We start from the raw sequence: 23,116 nt of genomic DNA, 5'->3' as shown, positions 1-23,116 counted from the left end.
TTCCTCCTCGCTACCGCATGATGGCGCTGCTTGCTCGCAAGCCCGATGACGCCCGTGGGCCTGTGGTTCAGCGTCCCTTGAAATCCGGCGCTCGTTTTTCGACGAACGCGGTGATGCCCTCGCGGGCGTCGGCGCTGGCCGCGCAGCCCGACAAGGCCTGCGCCTCGTCTTCCAGCTGCGATTCCAGCGGCGTGCGCAACGCCTTGTCGATCAGGCGGCGAATCTCGCCGAAGGCGCGCGTCGGCCCCAGCGCCAGCTGCCTGGCGGCCTGCTCGGCGGTGTCGGCCAGCGCGGCATCGTCGACGACGTAGTCTGCAAGACCGGCCGTCAACGACTGGTTAGCGGTGAGCATTTCGTTGAACAGCAGGAAGCGGCGGGCGCGGGCGATGCCCATGCGCGAGGCCAGCGCAAACGAGGCACCGGCGTCGCAGGAGTAGCCGATCTGCGGGTAGGCCGCGCCGAAGCGCGCGCTCTTGCCCGCGTAGACCACGTCGCAGGCGCCGACCAGCGCTACGCCGCCGCCCATGCAGATGCCGTGGACGCTGGCGATCAGCGGCGCGTTGAGGCGCTTGATGCGGGCCAGCCCCATGTGCAGGGTCGAGGTCCACTCCAGGATCTGCGTCGGCAGCGTGTCGAGCTGTTCGGCGAACATGCGGATGTCGCCACCGACCGAGAAGAACTTGCCGCGCGCCGACAGCAGCACGGCGCGGACATCGCCACGGCCCAGCAGTTCGGAGCCGACGCGGCCCATGTCGGCGCACATCTGCGCATTGAACGGGTTACCGAGCGCCGGCTGGTTCAGCACCAGCCGCGCCAGGCCATCTTCCACCGTCAGTTCCAGCGTTTCGTATTGCATGTTCGACTCCGTGGCATGGCGTGGCAGCGGAACCTCAAGTTCCGCGCGGCGCCACCGGCCGGTGCGTCATCGCTGCACGCGGCGCGGTCGTGATCCAAACAAAAGCCCGCCCCGGTGACGGTCGGCGGGCTGTTCCTTCACCGCACTGGCCTCAACCGGCCAGCCGTTTCCGGTCGGCGCCGGAGTCGATCGCCTTGACCTTTTCGTGACCCTGCTGACGACCGAACAGCGAGCGGCCGATGATCAGCTTCATCACTTCGATCGAACCGCCAGCGATCTTGACGATGCGGCAGTCGGCGAAGGCGCGCGAGATCGGGTACTCCCACATGTAGCCCCAGCCGCCGAACAGCTGCAGGCACTCGTCGGCGCACTTGCAGTGCAGGTTCGACAGCCACATCTTCGCCATCGCGGCGTCGACCTCGTCGAGCTCGCCGTTCATGAACTTGGTGATGCAGTGATCGGTGAACACGCGGCCGATCGTCGCCTCGGTATGCAGCTCGGCGAGCTTGAACTGGGTGTTCTGGAACGCGCCGATGGTGGTGCCGAAGGCCTTGCGGTTGGCGGTGTAATCGACCGTCATCTCGATCAGCGTCTCGGCGACCGTAGCTGAACGGATCGCCTGGGCCAGACGTTCCTGCGCCAGCTTGGTCATCATCAGCTTGAAGCCTTCGCCTTCCTTGCCGAGCATGCAGCTGGCCGGAATGCGCATGTCCTCGAAGAACAGCTCGGACGTGTCCTGCGCCTTCATGCCGAGCTTTTCGAGATTCTTGCCGCGCTTGAAGCCCGGCGTCTTGGTGTCGACCAGGAACAGCGTCACACCCTTGGAACCGGCGTCGCTGTCGGTCTTGGTGGCCAGCACCAGCACGTCGCAGAGCTGGCCATTGGAAATGAACACCTTCTGGCCATTAATGATGAAATCGTCGCCGTCGCGCACGGCGCGGGTGCGGATCGCCTTCAGATCCGAGCCGGCATGCGGCTCGGTCATGCCGAGGCTGCCGATGGCTTCGCCGGACACCATCTTCGGCAGCCACTGCTGCTTCTGCTCCTCGGTGCCGAACGATTTCACGTAGGTGGCAACCAGATCGCAGTGGATCAGGAAGCCCGGGCCGGTGAAGCCGCTGCGCGCCATTTCCTCGAAGACGACGACGTCGAACAGGTAATCGAGGCCGAGGCCGCCGTACTCCTCCGGAACGGTGCAGCAGAGCATGCCGGCCGCGCCCGCCTTGAGCCAGAGATCACGCGGCACGATGCCATCGTGTTCCCACTGCGCGTGGTACGGCGCGATCTCGCGTTCGATGAACTTGCGGACCGTATCGCGGAACAGTTCGTGCTCGTGGGTAAACAGGGTGCGCTTGAACATGGGCCGATCCCGATGGAAATCTGAGAGTAATCGTAGGGTACCGTACGACTATTGTAAAGCCGCGTCGCCAGGCAACCGGACCAGCAGCCGGTGCCCGATGGCGGCGCCGATCAGTACGACTTGGGCTGGTCCAGCACCTTTTCGGCGATGAACGACAGGATCAGCTGCTCGGTGATCGGCGCGATGCGGGTCACGGTGACTTCGCGCAGCAGTCGTTCGACGTGGTACTCCTTGGCGTAACCGAAGCCGCCGAAGGTCAGCACCGCCTGCAAGCAGGCGTCGTAGCCGGCGCGCGCGCCGAGGAACTTGCCGGAGTTCGCCTCGGCACCACAGGGCAGGCCGTTGTCGTACAGCCATGCCGCCTTCTCGACCATCCGCTGGGCGGCTTCCAGGTACATCCACTTTTCCGCCAGCGGATGCTGGATACCCTGGTTCTGGCCGATCGGGCGCCCGAAGACGACCCGTTCGCGGGCGTACTTGGACGCGCGACGCAGCGCGTCCTGACCGATGCCGATCGCCTCGATGCCGATCAGCACCCGCTCCGGATTCAAGCTGTGCAGGATGTAGCCGAAGCCCTTGCCTTCCTCGCCGATCCGGTCGGATTCGGGGATGAACAGGTCGTCGATGAAGATGGCGTTGGAATCCACGGCCTTGCGGCCCATCTTCGGAATCTTCTTGACTTCGATCTTGCTGCGGTCGAGGTCGGTGTAGAAGATCGTGATGCCGTCGGTCGGACGCTTGCAGTCCTCGAGCCGGGTGGTGCGCGTCAACAACATGATCTTGTTGGCGACCTGGGCGGTCGAGGTCCAGACCTTCTGGCCGCGCACCACGTAACCGCCGTCGACCTTGGTTGCGAAGGTCTTGATCGCCGTGGTGTTCAGGCCGGCGTCCGGCTCGGTGAAGCCGAAGCAGCACTGATCCTGGCCGGCGATCAGCCTCGGCACCCAACGGGCCTTCTGCTCAGGCGTGCCGTGCACCACGATCGGGTGCGGCCCGAACAGGTTGATGTGCACCGACGAGGTCGCCGCCATGCCGCCGCCGTGGCTGGCGATCTCATGCATCATGATCATTGCTTCGGTGACGCCGAGGCCCGAGCCGCCGTACTCCTCCGGCATCGTCAGGCCCAGCCAGCCGCCGTCGGCCATGGCCTTGTGGAATTCGCGCGGGAACTCGCCGTCCTCGTCGCGCGCCAGCCAGTATTCATCGCCGAACGAACGAACCACGGCGCCCACGCCGTCACGGATCGCCTGATGATCGGGATTGATCGAGAAGTCCATCGGGAAAAACTCCGGAGAGATTGAGAATTCGGTGACCAGCGACGGGGGCGCGCAGCAGCGGCGCTCAGGCGGCCGGCTTGCGCAGCATCAGCGCCTGGCGCTGGGTGGTGCAGATGATTTCGCCGCGCTGGTTCAGGCCTTCGTGCAGGAAGGTCACGATGCCGGCGTTCGGCCGCGACTTGGACTCGCGCACTTCCAGCACCGTGGTCCGCGAACGGATGGTGTCGCCCGCGAACACCGGCTTCGGGAAGCGGGTGTCGGTCATGCCGAGATTGGCCACCGTGGTACCGAGCGTGGTGTCCTGGATCGACAGGCCGATCACCAGGCCCAGCGTGAAGATCGAGTTCACCAGCGGCTGGCCGAACTCGGTGTTCTTGCAGTACTCGGCGTCGATGTGGATCTGCGCCGGGTTGTAGGTGGCGCCACAGAACCAGACGTTGTCGGATTCGGTGACCGTGCGGCGGATCTCGTGCTCGATGACCCGACCGACCGTGAACTGCTCGAAGTACAGACCCGCCATTGCCGACTCCCGGGAAAGGCCGGCCGATGGCCGGTGGTTATTTAGTATGGTGCCATACTATCACGACCGTCCAGCAGATCAACAGGGCCGGCGCGCCCGGCATCACAACGTTCGCGAGATCAGTTCACGCATGATTTCGGAGGTGCCGCCGTAGATGCGCTGCACGCGGGCATCAGCGTACAGCTTGCAGATCTCGTACTCGCGCATGAAGCCGTAGCCGCCGAAGAACTGCAGGCAGGTATCGACCAGGCGGCCGTGCATCTCGGTGCACCACAGCTTGGCGATCGACGCCTCGGAGGACGTCAGCGCGTGGCGATCGTGCTTGTCCAGGCACTGGTCGACGAACGCCCAGCCCACCGACAGCTCGGCCTTGAGGTCGGCCAGCTTGTAGCGGGTGTTCTGGAAATCCATGATCGACTTGCCGAACGCCTTGCGGTTATTGACGTAGTCGCGGGTGATGTCGAACGCCTTCTGGGCGGCGGCGAGCGACGACACCGCGAGCGTCAGCCGCTCCTGCGGCAGTTCGTTCATCAGGCTCGCGAAGCCGGTGCCTTCGGCACCGAGCAGGTTGTCGACCGGGACCCGTACGTCGTCAAAGAACAGCTCCGAGGTGTCGGACGACAGGTGACCGAGCTTGTCCAGATTGCGACCGCGACGGAAGCCGGGCCGGTCGGCCTCGACAACGATCAGGCTCATGCCTTTCGAGCCCGGCGCGTCGGAGGTGCGGGCGACGACGATGACGATGTCCGAATGCTGGCCGTTGGAGATGAAGGTCTTCGAGCCGTTGATCCGGAAATGATCGCCGTCACGCTCGGCCCGGGTCTTGATGCCCTGCAGGTCGCTGCCAGTGCCCGGCTCGGTCATGGCGATGGCGCAGACGGTCTTGCCGCTGACCATGCCGGTCAGCCATTTCTGCTTCTGCGCTTCGCTGCCGAGGCTCAGCAGGTAGCCGGCGCAGACATCGTTGTGGACCGACAGGTCGGTCTGCGGACCGGCCATGCCGGCGTAGGCCAGCTCCTCGACGACGATGGCGTTGTGGCGGAACGTGCCGCCGACGCCGCCGTAGGCCTCGCCGACCTGCGGGCACAGCAGGCCGGCCGCGCCGGCCTTGTCCCACATCCAGCGGTCGACGATGCCCTGTTCCTCCCAGCGGGCGAAATGCGGCGTCAGCTCGGTCCTGATGAAGCCGCGAACGGCGTCGCGGAACATTTCGTGCTCTTCGGTATAGACGGCGCGGGCGGGCAGCATGGGCGTTCTCGGTCAGGTGGGAAGCGGTTCAGGGCGCTCAGGCGCGGAAGCGGGTGGCGAACGAGGCGGCTACCGACTGGTATTCGTCGATCAGCTGGGCCGCCACTTCGGCCGTGGTCGCCGCGCGATCGACCTGTCCAACACCCTGGCCGGCGCCATAGATGTTCTTCCACGGCTTCAGTTCGCCGTGGACATCGCTGAAGTCGATCTTGGCGGTCGACGCGATGCGGGTGTCGTCGAAACCCGCGGCCACCAGGCTTTCCTTGAGCCAGCTGCACTGCACGCCGGTGACCGATTTGGTGGCGACCACCCCATCCATGTTGGCGGTGATCATCATCCGCCGGTAATCGTCGTTGATCATGGTTTCCGGGCAGGCGATGAACCGCGTGCCCATGTAGACGAGATCGGCGCCCAGCACTTCGGCGGCGAGCACGCCGCGGCCGTCGGAGATCGCGCCGCCGACGACGATCGTGCCGTTGAAGAAGCGGCGCACCTCGGATACGAACGCGAACGCGCTGTTGGCGCCGGTGTGGCCGCCAGCGCCGTGGCAGACCAGCACCAGGCCGTCGGCGCCGGCATCAGCCGCCTTGCGCGCATGTTCCAGCGACATCACATCGGCGAACACCGCGCCGCCGTAGCCGTGCACCTGGTCGAGCACCCGCTTCGGGCTGCCGAGCGCGGTGACGACGATGTCCGGCCGATACTCCTGCAGCATTTCCAGCTCTTCCGGAAAGCGGTCATAGCTGTTGTGCACCAGCACGCTCGCCGCCCAGCCGCCGGGCGTGTGACCCGCCGCACGGAAGGCGGCCAGTTCATCGCGGATCTCGTCGAACCATTGGCGGAGCTGGGCCGTGGTGCGGGCGTTCTGGGTCGGCAGCGAGCCGATCAGGCCGGCCTTGCAGGATTCCAGCAACAGCTTCGGCGTGGAGACGAGGAACATCGGTGCGACGATCACCGGCAGCTTCAGCGGCTGGCGCAGGCGGCTGGCGGTGGTCGGGGTGGCAGGGGACATGGCGAACTCGGGTTCCAGTGGCGGCCCGCACCGTAAGTCGTCACGGCACGGCGGAAAAGGCCAACCCCGTAACTAAAGCCGGCGCTCGCCGTTTCCCTGGGGCGATCCCCTGCCGTTCGTCGCCTACCATACGATCTCCGTTGACAGGGCCCAAGAACGCCCTGCTAGTATCGAAACTGAACACGGTGTTTAATTTTGTTGTGCAGTGCGTTTCGCACCCGCAGCATCGACACCGCGCCCCATTCGAACCTGCATGCAAGGCCTCGAACGCTCCATGCAGCCGCAACACGGACAAACAGCAGCCTGAGGAGGCGATCACGATGGACTACTTGAAATATTGGATCCCGGTCGGCGTCGTCGCCGCCGCGTTCTACGGCTTCGTTGTCGGCGGCGATGCCGTGTGGATCGGCATCCTGTCGTTCCCGGTACTGGCCGTGCTCGACACGCTGGTCGGCCGCGACTACAGCGTCCGCAAGATGAGCAACGCGACGCTGGCCAACATCCCGATCTGGCTGTGCGCGATCGGCCCGGTCAGCCTCTACTTCGCGATGGCCTGGCGCGTCGCCCAGGGCGATCTGAGCACGATGCAACTGGTCGGCTCGGTGCTGAGCCTTGCCTGGATGGGCGTGATCCCGCTGGTGCCGGCGGCACATGAGCTGTACCACATGCGCGGCGCGCTGCCGCGCACGGTTGGTCGCTACTCGCATCTGTGCATCCTCGACTGCACGCGCGACATCGGCCACGTCGTCGGCCATCACATCGACGTCGCCACGCCGGACGACGGCGACACGGCCGCCCGCGGCACCAACCTGTACTCGTTCACCTGGAATGCGTTCCTGGAATCGACGCAGTACGCGATGAACATGGAAGCCAATGCGCTGCGCAAGAAGGGCAAGGCGCCGTACGGCATCAGCCACCGCCTGTGGCGCGCGCTGCTGGCGCTGGCGCTGTTCCACGGCGCGATCTTCCTGATCGGCGGCCCGCTGGCCAATCTGGTGGCCTTCGGCGGCCAGATCATCGCCCGCTTCTGGGTCGAGTCGTTCAACTACTTCCAGCATTACGGCGTGGTCCGTCTGAAGGGTGCGCCGATCGGCCGCCGCCACCTGTGGAACCACCTCGGCTGGTTCAGCCGCGTGATGGCGTTCGAGATCACCAACCACGCCGACCATCACCTGAACTCGTATCAGGTCTACTACAAGCTGGTGCCGCACAAGGAAGCGATCACCATGCCGAGCGTGTTCGTCTGCTTCCTCGCCGCACTGGTGCCGCCGCTCTGGCACAACGTGATCATCAAGCCGGCGCTGAAGCGCTGGGACCTGGAGTTCGCGACCCGCGAGGAACGCGCGCTTGCCGCCGAGCAGAACCGCAAGGCCGGCTGGCCGGACTGGCAGAACGAGCCGGGCGCCGAAGTCGGCCGCGCGGCAACGGTCGGCGTCTGATCCGGAACTGATCCGGGCCTGATGTGGAAAAGGCGGCGTCCTTCGGGACGCCGCCTTTTTCATTCATGCCCGCCGGATGTCCTGGCGCTGCAGCACGCAGGCTGCTTTCCGGGCGTCAGGATTTCTCGTCGGCGAAGATCGCGCTGGCGCAGATGTCGGCCACCGCCTTGATCAGCCGTTCCAGCGCTTCGCCCTCGCGCAAGGGGCTGAAGCGGCCGAGGTAAGTGACGACGAACCAGGACAGTGCATCGGCCACGTCATCGCCGGTGCCGGGCCGGCAGCCGCCGCTGCGGTTGACGGCCGAGATCGCGGCCCGGCAACGGCCGCAGATGGTGTCCATCATCTTCTGGAACTGCTGGCCGAGCGCATCGTCCTGGCGGGCGCTGTCGGCAAACGCCGACAGGATCGCCCGATGCTTCCGGAACGTGCGGCTGACGCCGACCATGGTCGTCTGCATTTCCTCGCGCCTTGGCCGCTGGCCACCGGGATCGGGGCCCAGCCAGTTGCCGGCGCTGTCGACGATTTCGTCGGTGATCAGCGCCATCAGCCGGGCGATCAGCTCGTTCTTGTCGCGAAAATGCGAATAGAAGGTGCCGCGCGACATGCCGGCCTCGGCGGCCAGCTCCTCGACCGACAACGACACATAGCGCTGGCCCTGCTCCAGCATCCGCTCCATCGCCGCCAGCAGGCGCTCCTCGATGGTCGGCTTCTTGCCGCCATGCTTGGAACGGGTGCGGCGCGTGGGGCGGGGTGCAATCGGCAGCATTCGGCTTTTCGTCAGGGGGCGAACGGACAGACAGCGCGAGTGTAGCGTCCGCAGCCTGCTTCAGGCCGTCTTGCGCCAGGCCCGGGTGAACAGCGTGACCAGCGATTCCACCCAGCGACGCCGGCTTGCCGGATGCCGTCCGGGCGTCAGCAGCACATAGCGGCCGGCGCCGCTGGCCAGCCCGGAAATCTGCGCCGCCGCGTCGTACGGCGAATCGAGATCCACCTGCCCGGCATCCTTGAGCCGCTGCAGGTAGGCCACCAGCGGTGCCGACACCTGCGCGGAATCGTCGAGCATCGCCCGCCCCAGCTTCGGGAAGCGGCCGGCTTCGGCGATCACCATCCGCATCACCGCCAGGTACTCCGGATGCGTGTAGCCGTCGTAGAGCTTGCTGATGATCTGCCGCAATGCGGCTTCCAGCGGCACGCCGGCATCGGCCACCGTTCCCAGCCGTTCGCGGACGCCGAGCTGGGCGCGCCGCGCCACCTCGACGAACAGCTGCTCCTTGCTTTCGTAATGCCGGTACAGCGTGATCTTGGCGACGCCGGCCGCGCGGGCGATGCCCGCCATGCTGGCGGCCTCGAAGCCGCGGGCGATGAACACCGACAGCGCGGCGTCGAGGATGGCCTTGCGCAAGGCCTCGCCTTCCTCCCGCGTCGGCCGGCCACGGGTACGGCGTTGCGCGCCCGCAAGGGCCTGGCTGTCGAGCGGTGGGGGAGCGGCCGTCATGGCGTGATCATGCGGCATCGCGCGGCTTCGTCGCAGCACCCGTTGCAGGGGTGGCACATTGAAGCATCGCCGCAAATATCGTATGGTGCCATATTAATTAACCCCACCCGCAGGAACTGAACATGGCGCTTTATTCGTCGGATGCACTGGCCGGCAAACGCATCCTCGTCACCGGCGGCGGCACCGGTCTCGGCAAGGGCATGGCGAAGCATTTCGCGGCGCACGGCGCGACCGTGCATCTCTGGGGTCGCCGGCTGGACGTGCTGGAGGCCGCTGCCGCCGAGATCAATGCCGAACACGCCAGTCCGCGCGCCTTCGTGCAGACCGTCGACATCCGCAAGGCCGAGCTGGTCGATGCCGCCGTCGGCGAGATCTTCGAGAAGTTCGGCCCGCTGACCGGCCTGGTCAACAACGCCGCCGCCAACTTCATCGCCCCGACCAAGGACCTGTCGCCGCGCGGCTTCGAGGCCATCACCTCGACGGTCATGAACGGCGGCTTCTTCACCACCCACGCGGTGGCCAAGCGCTGGATCGCGCAGGGCCTGCCGGGCTCGGTGGTCTCCACGCTGGTGACCTGGATCTGGACCGGCTCGGCCTATGTCGTGCCGAGCGCGATGGCCAAGGCAGCGATCAATGCGATGACCATGTCGCTGGCCGTGGAGTGGGCGAAGTACGGCATCCGCCTGAACGCCGTGGCGCCGGGCCCGTTCCCGACCGAGTACGCCTGGCAGATGCTGTCGCCGACCGGCGACGCCGCCGTCGGCGCGACGCAGGCCGACGAAGTGCCGGCCGGCCGCTACGGCCGGATCGAGGAGCTGGGCAACCTGATGACCCTGCTGATGAGCGATGGCGCCGACTACATCACCGGCGAAACCATCTGCATCGACGGCGGCCATCACCTGGCAGCGCCCTCGACCTTCGCCGGTCTGAACAAGCTCGACGATGCGGCCTGGGCCAAGATCAGGGAAGCGGCGCAGGCCGCGACCCAAGCCAGCAAGGCCCAGCGCTCGGTCTGACGTCAGGCCAGCCCGGTCCGCCGACCAGCCGCCTCGCACACCGTGCCAGGCGGCTTTTTCGCTTGTAGAGTCGCTGTTGCGGCAACAGCCGCGAACCGCCACGCCCGGCAGCAGCACAGACCAGAACAGGCGCACGGGCACGCCATCGAGGAGCGCACATGAACGCCTTGCACGCCAGCACCGCGAGCCCCGCGACCGTCGAACGGAAAACCTTCTGCGGCATCTGCGAGGCCGCCTGCGGCATCGTCGTCACTGTGCAGGGCGACGCGGTGCTGAAGATCCGCGGCGACGTCGACCACCCGAACTCGAAGGGCTTCCTGTGCCCGAAGGGTGCGGCATTCGGCGCCGTGCGCGACGACCCCGACCGCGTGCTGCAGCCGCTGCAGCGGCAGGCCGATGGCGGCTTCGTGCCGGTCAGCTGGGATGCGGCGCTCGATGACATCGGCGCCCGGCTGCGCGGCATCATCCGGCGTCACGGCCGGGAGTCGATCGGCGTCCACCTCGGCAATCCGAATGGCTGGAACTACGGCGCCTTCATGTGGCTGCTGGGCATGGCCGCCGCGCTGAAGACCAAGCACCTGTACACGGCCTCGTCGGTCGACATCAACAACTACTGGGTGGTCGGCGAACTGCTCTACGGCCACAACCTGGTGACACCGTTCCCGGACATCGCCCACACGCAATTCCTGATCGTGCTCGGTGCCAATCCGGTGGTCACCCACGGCAGCATGATGACCGCCGGCCGGGTCAAGGAGCAGATGGCGGCCATCGTCGAACGCGGCGGCAGAGTAGTGGTGATCGACCCGCGCCGCTCCGAGACCGCCGCCCAGTTCGAATGGCAGCCGATGCGCCCGGACGGCGATCCCTGGCTGCTGGCCGGCATGCTGAAGACGATCCTCGACGAAGGCCTGGCAGATACCGCCGCGCTGCATCGGCAGACCCGCGACGCCGACGCGCTGCCGGCGCTGCTGGCCGCCGTCAGCGGCGACCGGGTGGCGGCCGAAACCGGCATCGCCTGGGCCGAGGTGCAGGCGCTGGCGCGCGCGTTCGCCGCCGCGCCGGCGGCGGCGCTGTACGGCCGCTGCGGCGCCTCGCTGGGGCCGTTCTCGACCCTGACCAACTACCTGATCAACCTGCTGAACATCGTCACCGGCAACCTCGACAAGCGCGGCGGCATGGTGTTCGGCCAGCCGATGCTCGACACCGAGGGCTTCACCCGGCTGTTCGGCATCAACGGCTACGACCGCTGGCGCACGCGCGTCGACGGCATTCCGGAGGTGATGGGCACCTCGCCGCTGGCCACCCTGCCGCGCGAGATCCGCACGCCGGGCAAGGGCCAGCTGCGGGCGCTGCTGATCGCCTCCGGCAACATCGCCACCACGTCCTGCGCGTCGGGCGATGTCGGGGCCGCGCTGGACGAACTGGACCTGCTGATCTCGCTCGATCCCTACATCACCGAAACCAGCCAGCGCGCCCACTACATCCTGCCGCCGACCTTGTGGCTGGAGCGCGACGGCATGCCGATCTTCAGCCAGATGCACGCCGCCGTGCCGTACGCGCAGTGGACGCCGGCCAGCGTGGCGCCGCGCGGCGAAGCGCGTGACGACTGGTGGATCATCGACGAGATCTGCAAGCGCATCGGCCTGGTGCCGTCGGCTTCGCGCGCCGCGCAGTGGCTGGGCAAGCTTGGCATCCGCCTGACGCCCGCCACCGCCGTCGACCTGTTCATGCGCCTCGGCAGCGCCGGCGACCGTTTCGGCCTGAAAGCCGGCATCAGCCGCCGGCGGCTGTTCGAGCGGACCAGCGGCGTGGCCCTGGCCGATGCACCGGCGGTCGGCGTCAGCCGTCAGCGCGTGCACCATCCCGGCGGCCTGATTCCGTTGCGGCAGCCGCTGATGACGGCCGAGATGGCGCGTCTGGTTGCCCGCCCGGCAAGCCATGACCCGGCCTACCCGCTGCAGCTGGTGTCGATCCGCGAACTGCGCTCGCAGAACAGCTGGCTGCACAACGTGCCGAAGCTGACGCCCGGCGACCGCCGGCCGCACCTGCGCGTGCATCCGGACGATGCGCGGGCGCTGGCGCTGCAGGATGGCGACGAGGCGGCGATCACCTCGCCGTGGGGCGAGATCACGGTGCCGGTCACCGTCAGCGACGAGATGATGCCCGGCACCGTGGCGCTGCCGCACAGCTGGGGCCATGCCGGCGGCTGGCGGCGCGCGGTGGCGATCGGCGGCGGCCGCTACAACGATCTGACCTCCAATGCCGCGACCGAAATCGACCTGCCGTCCGGCAACGCGGTGCTGAACGGCCTGCGGGTGCGGGTGGCCCGGCGCAACGTGGCACTGGCGGCGGCCAGCTGAGGGCCGCAGCAGCGCGCGGGAATCAGGCCGCCAGCGGCGGCGTCGACAGGTAGATGCCGACGATCGCCGCCGTCGCCAGCAGCACCCAGGCTTCGAAGATCAGTCGCCACGGCCGTGGCGCCTGCTTCAGCTCCATGAAGTGGAGCAGCACCAGACGCACCTTGAAGGCGGCGATCGCGAAGATCGCCACGGTGCCGACGCGCGCCGAGAAGCCGTCCTTGGACAGCCACCAGGTGGTGGCGATGGTCGCCGCCATCAGGAACAGCCAGACAAGGGTTGTCGTGGACTGACGGATCATGGCCACGCTCAGCGCAGCAGGTACAGCAGCGGAAACAGCACGATCCACAGCAGATCGACCATGTGCCAGTAGCTGGCGCCGCATTCCAGCACCACACAGTTGCCGCGACTGAAGCGCCGTGCCCGGGCCTGCTTCCACAGCACGATCAGCAGGATGTTGCCGGCGAACACGTGCAGCAGGTGCAGCCCGGTCAGCGTGTAGTAGTACATGTAGAAATCATTGGTCAGCATCGAGATGCCGGCCTTGATCTTGCCGCCGTACTCCAGCGCCTTGGACACCATGAACGCCACGCCGAGCAGGAAGGCGCCGGCGATCAGATGCGGCACCCGCGCCAACGCATCGCGCTTGACCGCTTCCACCGCCAGCACCACGCACCAGGAGCTGGTCAGCAGGATCAGCGTGTTGATGCCGCCGAAGTTGATGTCCAGCGTCTGCCGCGACGCCTCGAAGACCGGCGTCGCTTCCTGCCGGCCGAGCATGAACGACACGAACAGCAGCGCAAAGAAGCACATGTCGGCGGCGATGAACACCCAGACGCCTTCCACACCGGGAAGGCGTCGGGCGGCTTCGGCGCCTCCGCGAACGGCGGCCACGGTCAGGCGCGGCGCCGCTCAGCGCGAGGCGATCGCCGCCGCGCCACGCACGGGGTGTTCCTTCGGCTGCGCTGCACCATCTTCGATCTCGATCCTGTTGACGGCCTTAATGATGAAGATCGACATCGAAACAATCCAGACGTACCAGGTCGGGAAGGCGATCCAGAAATTGAACAGGCCGTGAAACGCGAACGGGCCGGTCTTGAAGAACGGGATCAGGCTGACCGGGAAGAACGAGGCGACGGTGACGAAACCCCACCAGCTGACCCAGGCCGGCACCAGCTTCTTCTCGCGCTTGTCGCGCAGGAACACGATGGCGGCCGCGATGATCTGCCAGCTGGTCACCATGTAGGCGAGGTCGATGATCATCCAGGCGAGGTAGTACATCGTCTGCACCGCGTCCGGGGACAGGCGGTCGATCTGCATCGCACAGGTCAGCCAGATGCCGCAGGCGACGACGATCGGGCAGTAGGTGATGGTCGCGCCCATCATTTCGACGTTGGCCAGCATGCCGTCCTGGCCCTCGATGCGGCGCATCACCCGCGACACCGCCGCGCCGAAGGTCATGTAGCAGGAGCCGAGCACCATGCACACCGACATGCCGATCATGATCTCGGTCTGCAGGTCCTTGTAGTGCTGCCACATGTCCTGCGCACTGGTCGAGGCCGCCATCGGCGGGAAGTTGTCGGCCATCAGGCCCCACATGACGAAGAAGCCGATGAAGAACACCGGCCCGGTCCAGGCCAGCATCTTCCAGGTGCCGTAGTCGATGGGATTGGGACTCGTAGACATGGTGCTGCTCCTGCACGTCCGGCTGCCCCGATGGCAGCGGTTCTGGTCTGCCGATTGTTCCGATCCACGGCCCGCGATCTACCAGAATCGGCCCGCTTTCATGTCAAGATCGGCCCGCATTCGGTGTCGTGGAGACAAGCCCATGGGCGACGGATACACCCTGCAGTCGGCGGCGGCGTTCTCGTCGGCGTTCCGCGTGCCGCCGGACGTGGTCGAAGAAGCGGCGCCGGCCGATACCCGAGCCGGCCATGTCGGCATCTATGGCTGGAAGACGCCCCGGATGGATGGCTTCGAGCTGCCCGAATCCGACGAGCTGATCGTGGCCTTGCACCTGGGCGGCTCGCGCCAGGTCCGCGCGGTGACCGACCAGGGCCTCAGCCGCAGCCGCTCGGCACCCGGCCTGCTGACCATCCTGCCGCCGGGCCGCAGCGCCGCGTTTCGTACCGAAGGCAGCATCAGCCTCGTGTCGCTGCATGTGCCGCGTTCGCTGGCGGCGGAAATGTCGACCCCGGTCCCGGCCGCAGGCGATCTGCCGTGGCTGCCCCGCTTCGCCTTCCGCGATCCTTATGTCAGCGCCAGCTTCGAGGCGCTGCTGCGCACGGTCCGCGCCGGCTCGCGCCTGCGGCCGGACTACGTGGTCAAGGTGGTCGACGCCATGCTCTGCCACCTCGCGCAGTGGCGGCAGCCGGCCGAGGCGGCCGCGCTTCCGAGCTGCGATGCCGCCACCCGGATCGGGCGGACCACGCTGGGCGCGCTGTTCGCGCAGATCGATGCGCAGCTCGGCCGGCCGCTGCGCCTGGACGAACTGGCCCGCTGTACCGGCCTCAGCCGCACCAGCTTCACGCGCAGCTTCCGACAGGCCACCGGGCTGTCAGCCCATCAGGCGCTGAACCTGCGGCGCATCGACGCAGCCCGGCAGCTGCTGGACGAAACCGGGCTCGACCTGGCGTCGATCGCGCAGGAAACCGGCTGGTCCAGCCAGTCGCACTTCACGGCCAGCTTCCGCAAAGCCGTGGGCTGCACGCCGGCGCGCTACCGCGCGCGGCGCTGAGCGCGCGGTAGCGCGGCCGCTCAGGCCGCCAGACGCGGCTGCAGCCAGTCGGTCAGGTCCTTGAACACCCGCGCGCGATCGGCGGGCAGTTCGTTGAAGATCTCGTGGTACAGACCGTCGTAGACCTTCAGGGTCTTGTCCGGCGAGGAAATCCGTTCGAACACCATGCGGCTGCCGGCAACGCCCGCCAGCTTGTCGTCGCTGCCGTGCAGCAGCAGCGTCGGCACCGAGATCACCGGCAGCATCGCCGGCACGATCTCGACGAAGCGCACGATCTCCGCCAGCGTCCGCACCGGCACCTTGCCGTGCGCGTTGAGCGGATCGCCGGCGTACTTGGCGACCTCGTCCGGGTCGCGGCTGACCAGGCTCGGGTCGACCTGGAACATGCCGAGCTTCGGCGCGAACGAGGCCAGCGTCTTGGCGATCACCCCGAGCAGCGGCGGCGCGCCGTCCAGCGCCACGGCCGGGCCGGACAGGATCAGGCCTTCGAGCTTGCTGCCGTGCTTGATCGCATAGCTCAGCGACAGCGCGCCGCCCATGCTGTGGCCGAGCAGGAACAGCGGCACCGCCGGCTGCAGCCGGCGGGCGCGGTCGATCAGGGTGTCGAGATCGGCCACGGCATTGCTGAACTTGTCGATCAGCGTCCGCGCGCCGTCGGACTTGCCGTGACCGCGATGGTCGATCGCGTGCACCACGCAGCCGAGGCCAACCAGCTGCGCCGCCACTTCCCGGTAGCGCCCGCCGTGCTCGCCGAGGCCGTGGGCGATCACCACCGTCGCCTTCGGCGCGCCGGACGGCGCCCAGGTCTGGAAGTGGATGCGAATCTTGTTGACGCCGTCGAAATGACCTTCGCTGTGTTTCATCGGGACTCGGCTCTCGTCGTCTGGCTGCGGCTCTTGCTGCGGGTCTTGGGGGCGGCCGGCGCGGCCGGCGGCGGCTGATGATGCCTGTCCGGCGCGGTCGCCACACGGCCCAGCGCCAGCACCTCGTCAAGCCCTTCGCGGAAGCATTCCAGCAGCAGTTCCGGCTCGGTGACGGCGGCGCGGTCGCTGTTGATGCCGATGCAGCAGCGGCCGTCGTGCGACAGCATCGCGATCATCATTCCGCAGCCCGGCACCGGCGCGTACGGCCAGTACTGCACGACGCGGGCGCCGGCGAAGTAGACCGGATGCGGGATGCCCGGCACGTTGCTGATCTGCGCGTCCTGCGCGGTGGTGAAATCGGCGGTGAGCTTGGTGACCACGCCGATCGGCAGCCGGGTGACCACCGGCATCATCCGGATCATCACGTCCAGCGCCGGCTCGGCGCGGGTGTCGCGGACGAACTGCTGGATGTGGCGGATGCGGGCGATCGGGTCGCGTTCGGCCATCGGCGCGGCGTACTGCGAGCCGGCGAACTTGTTGCCGCCCATCGCATCGGCTTCGGTGCGCAAGGAGATCGGGAAGCCGATCGGCATCGGCCGGGGCGACACGCCGAGGCGCTCGTGATAACGGCGGAAGCCGCCGATCAGGCCGGCCAGGAACAGGTCGTTGATCGACGCTTCGGCGGCCTTCGACGCCGCCTTGAAATCGGCCAGCGGCAGCTCGATGCCATCGAGCCGCCAGGACAGGCTGCGGCGCTTGAACAACCCGGAACCGGGCACCGGCTTGATGCCCAGCATGCGCCGCGCTGAGGCGAGGTAGTCGAGTGTCTGCTGCACGTCCTCCGGATACTTGAGCAGCGCCGAAGCCTTGCGACCGAGCGCGCCGGCAGTGCCGACGGCGGTCGCCGGCAGCGCCGCCAGCCGGCTGCGCAGCGTCTTCAGGCCGAGGCGGCGGGCGCTGGCCGCCCGGCGCGCGCGCGGCACGGCCGGCGCTGGGCGCGGCAGCGCCTCGCGGTCCTTGTGGAAGATCCGCTGCAGCAGCTGGACGATGCCGAGGCCATCGGTGGCCGCGTGGTGCATCTTCAGCACCAGCGCCGCACGGCCGCCGTCCAGCCCTTCGAGCAGGGTCGCTTCCCAGGGCGGCCGGGCGCGATCGAACGGCGCCATCGCGATCAGCGCGGCGGCATCGAACATCTGCCGCTCGCTGCCCGGCGCCGGCAACTGCTGGCGGCGCAGGTGGTAGTCGAAATCGAAATCCGGGTCCTCGACCCAGGTCGGGTTGCCGATGCGCGCCGGCACCACCACCTTCTGCCGGAAGCGGCGCACCGCCGCGACCAGCCAGCGGAACTCGGCCTGCAGCCGCGCCCAGTCCGGCGTGCTGTCGAAGACCATGATCGAGACGATCGTCGAACGCAGCCGGGGATCGACCTCGGCCAGCCACATCACCGCCTCGAAGGCGCTCATCTCGTCCGGCCCGCCCCAGTGGCGCAGCTCGTCCAGCAGCGGGTCGGTTTGCCTGTTCGCCTTGCTCATCGTGTTCGGCTCGTGATTGACATCGTGGGTTGCAGGTTCAGCCGGCGCTGTCTTCGGCACCGGCCGCCAGCTTGCGCAGCCCCCGGAAGGCCTGCACCGCGCCGTGCTCGCCCTTGACCACCGCCGCGACCTCGGCGGCGATCGGCATCACCACGCCGTGCTGGGCCGCCAGTTCCATGACCACGCTGGACGTCTTGATGCCTTCGGCGACCATGTTCATCGAGGCGACGATCTCCGCCGTGGTCTTGCCGGCGGCGAACTGCACGCCGACCTGCCGGTTGCGCGACAGCGGGCTCATGCAGGTGGTCAGCAGATCGCCGAGGCCGGTCAGCCCGGCGAAAGTTTCGGCGCAGCCGCCGAGCGCCACGCCCAGGCGGGTGATCTCCGACAGGCCGCGGGTGATGACCATCGCCCGGGTGTTCTCGCCGACGCTCAGGCCCTCGGCCATGCCGGCGGAGATGGCGATCACGTTCTTCAGCGGCCCGCCGAGTTCGCAGCCGATCACGTCGCGGTTGGTGTAGACGCGGAACACGGCGCTGCTGAACAACGGCTGCAGCGCCTTGGCGACGTTCTCGTCGGTCATCGCCAGCACGGCGGCGGCGGCGTAACCCTGCAGCACCTCGCGGGCGATGTTCGGCCCGGCCAGCAGGCCGGCCGGATGGCCCGGCAGTTCCTGCTGGATGATCTCGGTCATCCGGCTGTGGCTGCCCTGCTCCAGGCCCTTGGCCAGGCTGATCACCGGCACCCAGGGTCGCAGCAGCGGCGATACCGCGCGCAGGGTATCGCGGAAGCTGTGCGAGGGCACGCCGACCACCAGCACGTCGCAGTCGCGCACCGCTTCGGCCATCGAGGCGGTCGCCAGCAGCCGCGAGCACAGCGGCAGATCCTTGAGGTAACGGGTGTTGCGGTGCTCGCGGTTGATCTCGTCGGCGGTCGCCGGATCGCGCGCCCACAAAGTGGTTTGCGTGTTGCGCGAGGCCAGCGAAGCCACCGTGGTGCCCCAGGAACCGGCGCCGAGCACGGCGATGCGGATGCGGCGGCTCATGCGCCGCCCGCCGGCCAGTGGTCCAGCGTGTCGATGTACTGCTGCCGCACCTCGGCGATCCGCATGTCGAGCTCCTCGTGGTGCCAGCCGCGGACATCGATCGGCGGCAGCACCGCCACCTGCACGGTGCCGGCGCGCATCGTCTGGTCGTTGCGGCCCATGATCTCCCCGGCGTTGCGGATCACCACCGGCACGATCGGCACGCCGGCCTGCATCGCCATGTGGAAGGCGCCCTTCTTGAACTTGCCGACCTTCGGCGTCCACGAACGTGTGCCTTCCGGCGCGATGCACATGCTCAGCCCCGCCTTGATGCGATCGACCGCCGGCTTCAGCGCATCGATCGACTTCTGGGTATCGGCGCGATCCAGGAACGCCACGCCGGCCATCTTCATGTAGCGGCCGAAGCCCGGCACCTTGGCGGCTTCCGCCTTGGCCACGCCGCTGAAGCTGCGGCGGACGATGTTCATCATCACGAACATGTCGAACTTCGACTGGTGGTTGATGATGAACACGCAGGGCCGGTGCGCCTGCAGGTGCTGTTCGCCGATCACCTCGATGGTCACGCCGAGCACCGCCATCGCCGCGTCGCTGGCGGTGGCGGTGATGAAATCGGCGGCGGCACGGCTGTCGCCGGTCAGCCGTTCCAGCCCCAGCCCGGCGACGAAGCTCGCGCCCATCGCCGCATAGGCGCCGACAGTGCGCGCCATCGCCTTGACCGGGCCGCGCGAACGGCGCGGGAAGCGCAGGATCGGCCAGCCGGATTCGCGCGCCACCTGTTCCAGCTGCGGCTTCGGCTGGATCGCGCTCGGAATGCCGACGGCCTTCAGGAAGGCGATGTCCTCGTTGCCGTTGGCGTAGCCGTAGCTCGCCTTCAGGTTCACGCCCTTCGCCTTGGCGAAGGCCCGCACGCCCGCCGCCTTGCCTTCGCCCCAGGCCGGCAGGCCGTCGAGGCCGCCGGTGAGCTTGCCGTTGCGGATCAGCGCCCGCGTGCAGACGATGTGCTCGATGCCGTACTCCTCGGCCAGCGGCTCGATCTGGTACAGCGTGGCCGACGAGGCGATGGCCACCGTGTGGCCCTTCTTCTGATGAGCGTCGATCAGCTTCCAGGATTCCGGGAACAGGGTCGTCGCGGTCTTTTCCAGCCACAGGCGCCGCCACAGCGCGCGCAGGTCGGCCTCGCTCTCGCCCGCCCAGTCGAGGATGCCGTTGGCGATCACCTCGAAGAATTCCTCGTCGCTCAGATCGCCCTTGCGGCTGAGCTTCAACGTCTCGACGATCTCCTTCGTGGCCATGTCGCCGCGCTTGATGCGATCGACGAAATAGGCGGCGGCCGAGTAGCCGTCGATCAGCGTGCCGTCGTAATCGAAGAAGGCGCCGATCTTCGGCCCCGACGGGCCGTCGGCGATCCGCTGCAGCTGCTGTTCGAGGATGGGGTTGGCCCTGGTCATGCGCTGATCGGATCCGGAGTGACGGCGTGTGCGGCGGCGTGGCGCGCCTGGTCCAGCGTGTCGATGGCGGCAAGTCGTTCGACGACGGAGGCGAGTTCGTCGGCAAAGGCGCGGCGGCGCTCGGCGAGGTTCGGCGCGCCCGGCTTCAGCAGGTCGCGGTTGGCGGCCAGCGACAGGGCGTTGCCGAACACTTCGCGCGACACGCATTCCGGGCTGCTGAGCCGTTTCTGCAGCACGTACTGGCGACCGACCTTGACGCATTCCTCGGTCAGCTTCTTCTTGTCGATCGCGGTGTCGACCGGCTGCGCGGCGAGCCGGTCGGCGACGATGAAGTAGGCCTCGATGAACGGCGTCAGCACCCGGTGAGCGATCAGGAACGGTGCGCCGAGCAGCAGCGCGCGGCGGCCCTCGGCGGTCACCGCTCGCTGGCGGAACTTGGCGTCGAACAGCCGCGACTCGGCCTTCTGCTCCTCGCGGTAGCTGGCCTTGTCGCTGAAGAAGAAATCGAACTTCAGCAGGTCGCGCAGCGCGAACGCCGACTGCCAGGCGCGTTCCAGCGGCCCGGTCAGCTCTTCGGTCGAGGTATCGAGCAGCGCCACTTCGAAGATCGCCCGGTTGATGAACCAGTGCACCGCGCTGTTGCGGTAGAACGCCGCCACCGAGTGCTGGCCGGGCTCGATGGCATAAACCGCCTCGGTGCCGCCGTCGTAGCGGCTGACCACGCCGCCCGCGTTGAGGTTGCCGAGCGTCTCCGCCACGCCGTCGCGGCTGCGCAGATCGTCGAGGTGCGAGTTCGGCAGGCCCCGGGCGTCGGCGTAGTCGAGCAACGGCAGCACCAGTTCGTGGACTTCGGCCAGGGTCAGCGCCCGATCCTTGACGCCGAGCAGCGCCAGCGTCACCAGCGCGTTGGCGGTGACCGGCGTCGCCCGGTTGATGCGCTGGAAGACCTCGAAGGCGATCTTGGCGACCGTCCACTTGCCCGGGCCATCGGCATCGGCGCGGGCCAGCGCTTCCTTCAGGCTCAGCGGCTCGCCGAAACGCACGTAGGCGTTGCCGATGCGCTTCTGCTGGGTGCGCGCGTAGCCGGCGAGCCACAGCAGGTTCTCCTTCGCCTTGGCCGCACCCGCTTCCTCGGCGGCCATGACGCCGACCTCGTGCATCTGGTCGTAGGTGGTCGACACCGGCACCAGCAGCATGTCGTCGGCGCCGCCGCTCTCGATCGCGGCGACCAGGTAGCTCAGCAGGCCGTACTTCGGCGGCCGCAGCTTGCCGGTGCGGCTGCGGCCGCCTTCCATGTACCACTCCAGGTTCAGGCGCTGCGACGCAAGCCAGGCCAGGTATTCGCGAACCACCAGCTTGTAGATTTCGTCGTCCTGGAAGCTGCGCCGGATCAGGATGCCGCCGGAACGCCGGATGATGGTGCCGAGCGGCCAGAAGCCGAGGTTGTTGCCGCCCAGGATGTGGTTGCGCTTCAGGCCGTTGTCGCGCAGCAGCCGCGACAGGATGAAGGCGTCGGCGTAGGAGCGGTGGGTCGGCAGGTAGACCAGGGCGTGATCGCGGTTCAGCGCCTTCAGCCGCGCCAGTTCGCCGGGATCGGCATCGACCGTCCAGGCCCGCGTGTGCAGCGGGCCGAGGCCGTAGTCGAACATCGCCGCGAACGCCGGGCTCTGCACGGTGACGATTTCCTCGAGGCCCCTCAGCGCCTCGGCGGCGACCTGCCCGACCGGCAGCTGCAGCTGCCGGGCCAGCTTGTCGATCTGTTCGACGAAGCGCGGCGACCGCGCCACCTTGCGGGCCACCTGGCGGCGCTGGATCAGCGTCGCCGCCAGCACCGGGTTGAGGTCATCGAGCGTCATGAGCAGCGCTCCGCTGCGTCGCCCGCCGGAGTGGCCTGTGCGCTTTCGGCGCGCGTGGTGGTGGCGAGAATCACCGCCGCCACCTGCTCGGGATCGTCATACATCGGCACGTGACCGCAGCCGGTCACGGTCAGCCCTTCGGCGCCCTGCACGGTGGTGGTCAGCGAAGCCCCGTAACGCCGGTACGGAATCACCTGGTCGTGCTCGCACCAAGCGATGCGCACCAGCGGCGGGTCGACCTTGAACGGCTTGATGCCGCCGACCGACTGCATGCTGTCGAGCAGCGCCGGCAGCATCCGGGTGTCGCGCATCGAGCGCATGGCGCGCCGGCTTTCATCCGGCGGCACGCGGTCACCGTGCTCCATGGCCTGATTGTTGAGCGCCCGGCGAATCACGCCGAACACCAGCAGCCACGAGAACAGCACGATCAGCAGCGGCAGCAGCGCGTAGATGATGCGGAACGACTTGGCGATCGCCTGGTAATCCTTCTGCGTCTGCCAGCCGCCGGCCGGCGACAGCGCGGTGACCGACTGCGCGAAGCCGCGCCGCGCCAGTTCCAGCGACAGCCAGCCGCCGAGCGAATTGCCGGCGACATGGGCGCGGGTGATGCCGCGCGCCTTCAGGTCGGCGATCAGCAGATCGGCCAGCACCTCGACGGTCGGCGTCACGCCTTCGGGAATCGGTGGCCCGCCGGGATGGCCGGGCAGCGTCGGCGCGATCACCCGATGGCGCCGCTCCAGCAGCGGCAGCACCGGCTTCCAGATGTGCCAGGTACCACCGAGACCATGCAGCAGCACCAGCGGCGAGCCGCTGCCGCCTTCATGCGCATCTCCCACTGCCCTGATGGCGTTCACGTTTTCCCCTGCACCGTGTCGTTGCCTGCCGGTCGTCCTGCCCTTGCGGGTGCAGGCGCCAGTCCTGTAATCCGGTTTACCGCACGAGCGCCGCAGTATCCCCGTACTAAGGTCCTGCGTCAGTCCATCCTCCGCCGATCGACATCCAGACCCAGGCGCGTTGTTCGCGCTAGTAGTATGGTGCCATACTATGTTGCAAGG

At 67.8% G+C, this 23,116-nt stretch carries 21 protein-coding genes; 4 read left to right on the top strand and 17 right to left on the bottom strand.

The window, feature by feature from the left end:
• Positions 1-67: 67 nt before the first annotated feature.
• The 6 genes from ACTIGJ_RS08715 to ACTIGJ_RS08690 all read right to left on the bottom strand — a co-directional run bounded on the left by ACTIGJ_RS08715 (position 68) and on the right by ACTIGJ_RS08690 (position 6,273).
• Positions 68-856 (bottom strand): enoyl-CoA hydratase/isomerase family protein, encoded by a 789-nt coding sequence (locus tag ACTIGJ_RS08715; protein ID WP_439639912.1) that lies wholly within the window; start codon positions 854-856, stop codon positions 68-70.
• A gap of 151 nt (positions 857-1,007) precedes the next feature.
• On the bottom strand, positions 1,008-2,216 hold the full coding sequence (locus ACTIGJ_RS08710) for an acyl-CoA dehydrogenase family protein (protein WP_439639911.1): 1,209 nt from the start codon (positions 2,214-2,216) through the stop codon (positions 1,008-1,010).
• A 110-nt stretch (positions 2,217-2,326) separates the two neighbouring features.
• Entirely contained in the window at positions 2,327-3,493 is a 1,167-nt protein-coding gene (locus ACTIGJ_RS08705) for an acyl-CoA dehydrogenase family protein (protein WP_439639910.1), read from the bottom strand.
• 64 nt (positions 3,494-3,557) lie between these two features.
• Complete coding sequence (locus ACTIGJ_RS08700; RefSeq protein WP_439639909.1) at positions 3,558-4,013, bottom strand: MaoC family dehydratase; 456 nt, start codon at positions 4,011-4,013, stop codon at positions 3,558-3,560.
• Between the two features lie 102 nt (positions 4,014-4,115).
• Entirely contained in the window at positions 4,116-5,261 is a 1,146-nt protein-coding gene (locus tag ACTIGJ_RS08695) for an acyl-CoA dehydrogenase family protein (protein ID WP_439639908.1), read from the bottom strand.
• Between the two features lie 37 nt (positions 5,262-5,298).
• Positions 5,299-6,273: an NAD(P)H-dependent flavin oxidoreductase gene (locus ACTIGJ_RS08690; protein ID WP_439639907.1), complete on the bottom strand. Its 975-nt coding sequence runs from the start codon at positions 6,271-6,273 to the stop codon at positions 5,299-5,301.
• 320 nt (positions 6,274-6,593) lie between these two features.
• Here ACTIGJ_RS08690 and ACTIGJ_RS08685 point away from each other — a divergent pair, with 320 nt between their 5' ends.
• Entirely contained in the window at positions 6,594-7,712 is a 1,119-nt protein-coding gene (locus tag ACTIGJ_RS08685) for an alkane 1-monooxygenase (protein WP_439639906.1), read from the top strand.
• 115 nt (positions 7,713-7,827) lie between these two features.
• On the opposite strand, the gene ACTIGJ_RS08680 is transcribed toward ACTIGJ_RS08685, so the two are convergent.
• The gene (locus ACTIGJ_RS08680; protein ID WP_439639905.1) at positions 7,828-8,478 is read right to left on the bottom strand and encodes a TetR/AcrR family transcriptional regulator; all 651 of its coding nucleotides are present in this window, start codon (positions 8,476-8,478) and stop codon (positions 7,828-7,830) included.
• Positions 8,479-8,538: 60 nt separating this feature from the next.
• The gene (locus tag ACTIGJ_RS08675) at positions 8,539-9,207 is read right to left on the bottom strand and encodes a TetR/AcrR family transcriptional regulator (RefSeq protein WP_439639904.1); all 669 of its coding nucleotides are present in this window, start codon (positions 9,205-9,207) and stop codon (positions 8,539-8,541) included.
• A 122-nt stretch (positions 9,208-9,329) separates the two neighbouring features.
• On the opposite strand from ACTIGJ_RS08675, the gene ACTIGJ_RS08670 reads away from it, so the two are divergent.
• Together ACTIGJ_RS08670 and ACTIGJ_RS08665 are read left to right on the top strand one after the other, a co-directional pair.
• The gene (locus ACTIGJ_RS08670; protein WP_439639903.1) at positions 9,330-10,223 is read left to right on the top strand and encodes an SDR family oxidoreductase; all 894 of its coding nucleotides are present in this window, start codon (positions 9,330-9,332) and stop codon (positions 10,221-10,223) included.
• 158 nt (positions 10,224-10,381) lie between these two features.
• A complete protein-coding gene (locus tag ACTIGJ_RS08665) occupies positions 10,382-12,583 on the top strand; it encodes a molybdopterin-dependent oxidoreductase (protein WP_439639902.1) in 2,202 nt (733 codons plus the stop codon).
• A 22-nt stretch (positions 12,584-12,605) separates the two neighbouring features.
• On the opposite strand, the gene ACTIGJ_RS08660 is transcribed toward ACTIGJ_RS08665, so the two are convergent.
• Genes ACTIGJ_RS08660 through ACTIGJ_RS08650 form a run of 3 tightly spaced genes read right to left on the bottom strand, consistent with a single transcriptional unit; the run spans position 12,606 to position 14,266 of the window.
• Entirely contained in the window at positions 12,606-12,881 is a 276-nt protein-coding gene (locus ACTIGJ_RS08660; protein WP_439639901.1) for a cytochrome C oxidase subunit IV family protein, read from the bottom strand.
• Positions 12,882-12,889: 8 nt separating this feature from the next.
• Positions 12,890-13,474 carry a cytochrome c oxidase subunit 3 gene (locus ACTIGJ_RS08655; RefSeq protein ID WP_439639900.1) on the bottom strand — a complete coding sequence of 195 codons (585 nt, stop codon included), beginning with the start codon at positions 13,472-13,474 and terminating at the stop codon, positions 12,890-12,892.
• Between the two features lie 18 nt (positions 13,475-13,492).
• Positions 13,493-14,266, bottom strand: coding sequence for a hypothetical protein (locus ACTIGJ_RS08650; RefSeq protein ID WP_439639899.1), 774 nt, complete (start codon positions 14,264-14,266; stop codon positions 13,493-13,495).
• Between the two features lie 142 nt (positions 14,267-14,408).
• On the opposite strand from ACTIGJ_RS08650, the gene ACTIGJ_RS08645 reads away from it, so the two are divergent.
• Entirely contained in the window at positions 14,409-15,317 is a 909-nt protein-coding gene (locus tag ACTIGJ_RS08645; protein ID WP_439639898.1) for a helix-turn-helix domain-containing protein, read from the top strand.
• A gap of 20 nt (positions 15,318-15,337) precedes the next feature.
• Here the strand turns inward: ACTIGJ_RS08645 and ACTIGJ_RS08640 are convergent, their stop codons facing one another.
• From ACTIGJ_RS08640 to ACTIGJ_RS08615, 6 genes are read right to left on the bottom strand one after another with little or no spacing between them, the layout of a single operon-like run.
• Positions 15,338-16,180 carry an alpha/beta hydrolase gene (locus ACTIGJ_RS08640; RefSeq protein WP_439639897.1) on the bottom strand — a complete coding sequence of 281 codons (843 nt, stop codon included), beginning with the start codon at positions 16,178-16,180 and terminating at the stop codon, positions 15,338-15,340.
• The gene (locus ACTIGJ_RS08635; RefSeq protein ID WP_439639896.1) at positions 16,177-17,712 is read right to left on the bottom strand and encodes a wax ester/triacylglycerol synthase family O-acyltransferase; all 1,536 of its coding nucleotides are present in this window, start codon (positions 17,710-17,712) and stop codon (positions 16,177-16,179) included. Before ACTIGJ_RS08635 ends, ACTIGJ_RS08640 begins: the two co-directional genes overlap by 4 nt.
• Positions 17,713-17,749: 37 nt before the next feature.
• Complete coding sequence (locus tag ACTIGJ_RS08630) at positions 17,750-18,757, bottom strand: NAD(P)H-dependent glycerol-3-phosphate dehydrogenase (protein WP_439639895.1); 1,008 nt, start codon at positions 18,755-18,757, stop codon at positions 17,750-17,752.
• A complete protein-coding gene (locus ACTIGJ_RS08625) occupies positions 18,754-20,205 on the bottom strand; it encodes an HAD-IB family hydrolase (RefSeq protein ID WP_439639894.1) in 1,452 nt (483 codons plus the stop codon). Before ACTIGJ_RS08625 ends, ACTIGJ_RS08630 begins: the two co-directional genes overlap by 4 nt.
• A complete protein-coding gene (locus ACTIGJ_RS08620; RefSeq protein WP_439639893.1) occupies positions 20,202-22,061 on the bottom strand; it encodes a 1-acyl-sn-glycerol-3-phosphate acyltransferase in 1,860 nt (619 codons plus the stop codon). The genes ACTIGJ_RS08625 and ACTIGJ_RS08620 overlap by 4 nt, the downstream gene beginning before the upstream one ends.
• Complete coding sequence (locus ACTIGJ_RS08615) at positions 22,058-22,915, bottom strand: alpha/beta fold hydrolase (RefSeq protein ID WP_439639892.1); 858 nt, start codon at positions 22,913-22,915, stop codon at positions 22,058-22,060. Before ACTIGJ_RS08615 ends, ACTIGJ_RS08620 begins: the two co-directional genes overlap by 4 nt.
• Positions 22,916-23,116: the final 201 nt, after the last annotated feature.

The sequence above is a fragment of the Nevskia sp. genome, assembly GCF_051860985.1.
Taxonomy (GTDB): Bacteria; Pseudomonadota; Gammaproteobacteria; order Nevskiales; family Nevskiaceae; genus Nevskia.
This window is presented reverse-complemented; position numbering and strand designations above follow the sequence as displayed.

What these genes read in the sequence shown, in the direction of transcription:
- ACTIGJ_RS08690 (WP_439639907.1), bottom strand. Translation starts at nt 6,273, where the DNA reads ATGTCCCCTGCCACCCCGACCACCGCCAGCCGCCTGCGCCAGCCGCTG.
- ACTIGJ_RS08700 (WP_439639909.1), bottom strand. Translation starts at nt 4,013, where the DNA reads ATGGCGGGTCTGTACTTCGAGCAGTTCACGGTCGGTCGGGTCATCGAG.
- ACTIGJ_RS08660 (WP_439639901.1), bottom strand. Translation starts at nt 12,881, where the DNA reads ATGATCCGTCAGTCCACGACAACCCTTGTCTGGCTGTTCCTGATGGCG.
- ACTIGJ_RS08685 (WP_439639906.1), top strand. Translation starts at nt 6,594, where the DNA reads ATGGACTACTTGAAATATTGGATCCCGGTCGGCGTCGTCGCCGCCGCG.
- ACTIGJ_RS08625 (WP_439639894.1), bottom strand. Translation starts at nt 20,205, where the DNA reads ATGACCAGGGCCAACCCCATCCTCGAACAGCAGCTGCAGCGGATCGCC.
- ACTIGJ_RS08650 (WP_439639899.1), bottom strand. Translation starts at nt 14,266, where the DNA reads ATGTCTACGAGTCCCAATCCCATCGACTACGGCACCTGGAAGATGCTG.
- ACTIGJ_RS08640 (WP_439639897.1), bottom strand. Translation starts at nt 16,180, where the DNA reads ATGAAACACAGCGAAGGTCATTTCGACGGCGTCAACAAGATTCGCATC.
- ACTIGJ_RS08635 (WP_439639896.1), bottom strand. Translation starts at nt 17,712, where the DNA reads ATGAGCAAGGCGAACAGGCAAACCGACCCGCTGCTGGACGAGCTGCGC.
- ACTIGJ_RS08710 (WP_439639911.1), bottom strand. Translation starts at nt 2,216, where the DNA reads ATGTTCAAGCGCACCCTGTTTACCCACGAGCACGAACTGTTCCGCGAT.
- ACTIGJ_RS08675 (WP_439639904.1), bottom strand. Translation starts at nt 9,207, where the DNA reads ATGACGGCCGCTCCCCCACCGCTCGACAGCCAGGCCCTTGCGGGCGCG.
- ACTIGJ_RS08645 (WP_439639898.1), top strand. Translation starts at nt 14,409, where the DNA reads ATGGGCGACGGATACACCCTGCAGTCGGCGGCGGCGTTCTCGTCGGCG.
- ACTIGJ_RS08705 (WP_439639910.1), bottom strand. Translation starts at nt 3,493, where the DNA reads ATGGACTTCTCGATCAATCCCGATCATCAGGCGATCCGTGACGGCGTG.
- ACTIGJ_RS08715 (WP_439639912.1), bottom strand. Translation starts at nt 856, where the DNA reads ATGCAATACGAAACGCTGGAACTGACGGTGGAAGATGGCCTGGCGCGG.
- ACTIGJ_RS08670 (WP_439639903.1), top strand. Translation starts at nt 9,330, where the DNA reads ATGGCGCTTTATTCGTCGGATGCACTGGCCGGCAAACGCATCCTCGTC.
- ACTIGJ_RS08665 (WP_439639902.1), top strand. Translation starts at nt 10,382, where the DNA reads ATGAACGCCTTGCACGCCAGCACCGCGAGCCCCGCGACCGTCGAACGG.
- ACTIGJ_RS08630 (WP_439639895.1), bottom strand. Translation starts at nt 18,757, where the DNA reads ATGAGCCGCCGCATCCGCATCGCCGTGCTCGGCGCCGGTTCCTGGGGC.
- ACTIGJ_RS08680 (WP_439639905.1), bottom strand. Translation starts at nt 8,478, where the DNA reads ATGCTGCCGATTGCACCCCGCCCCACGCGCCGCACCCGTTCCAAGCAT.
- ACTIGJ_RS08695 (WP_439639908.1), bottom strand. Translation starts at nt 5,261, where the DNA reads ATGCTGCCCGCCCGCGCCGTCTATACCGAAGAGCACGAAATGTTCCGC.
- ACTIGJ_RS08620 (WP_439639893.1), bottom strand. Translation starts at nt 22,061, where the DNA reads ATGACGCTCGATGACCTCAACCCGGTGCTGGCGGCGACGCTGATCCAG.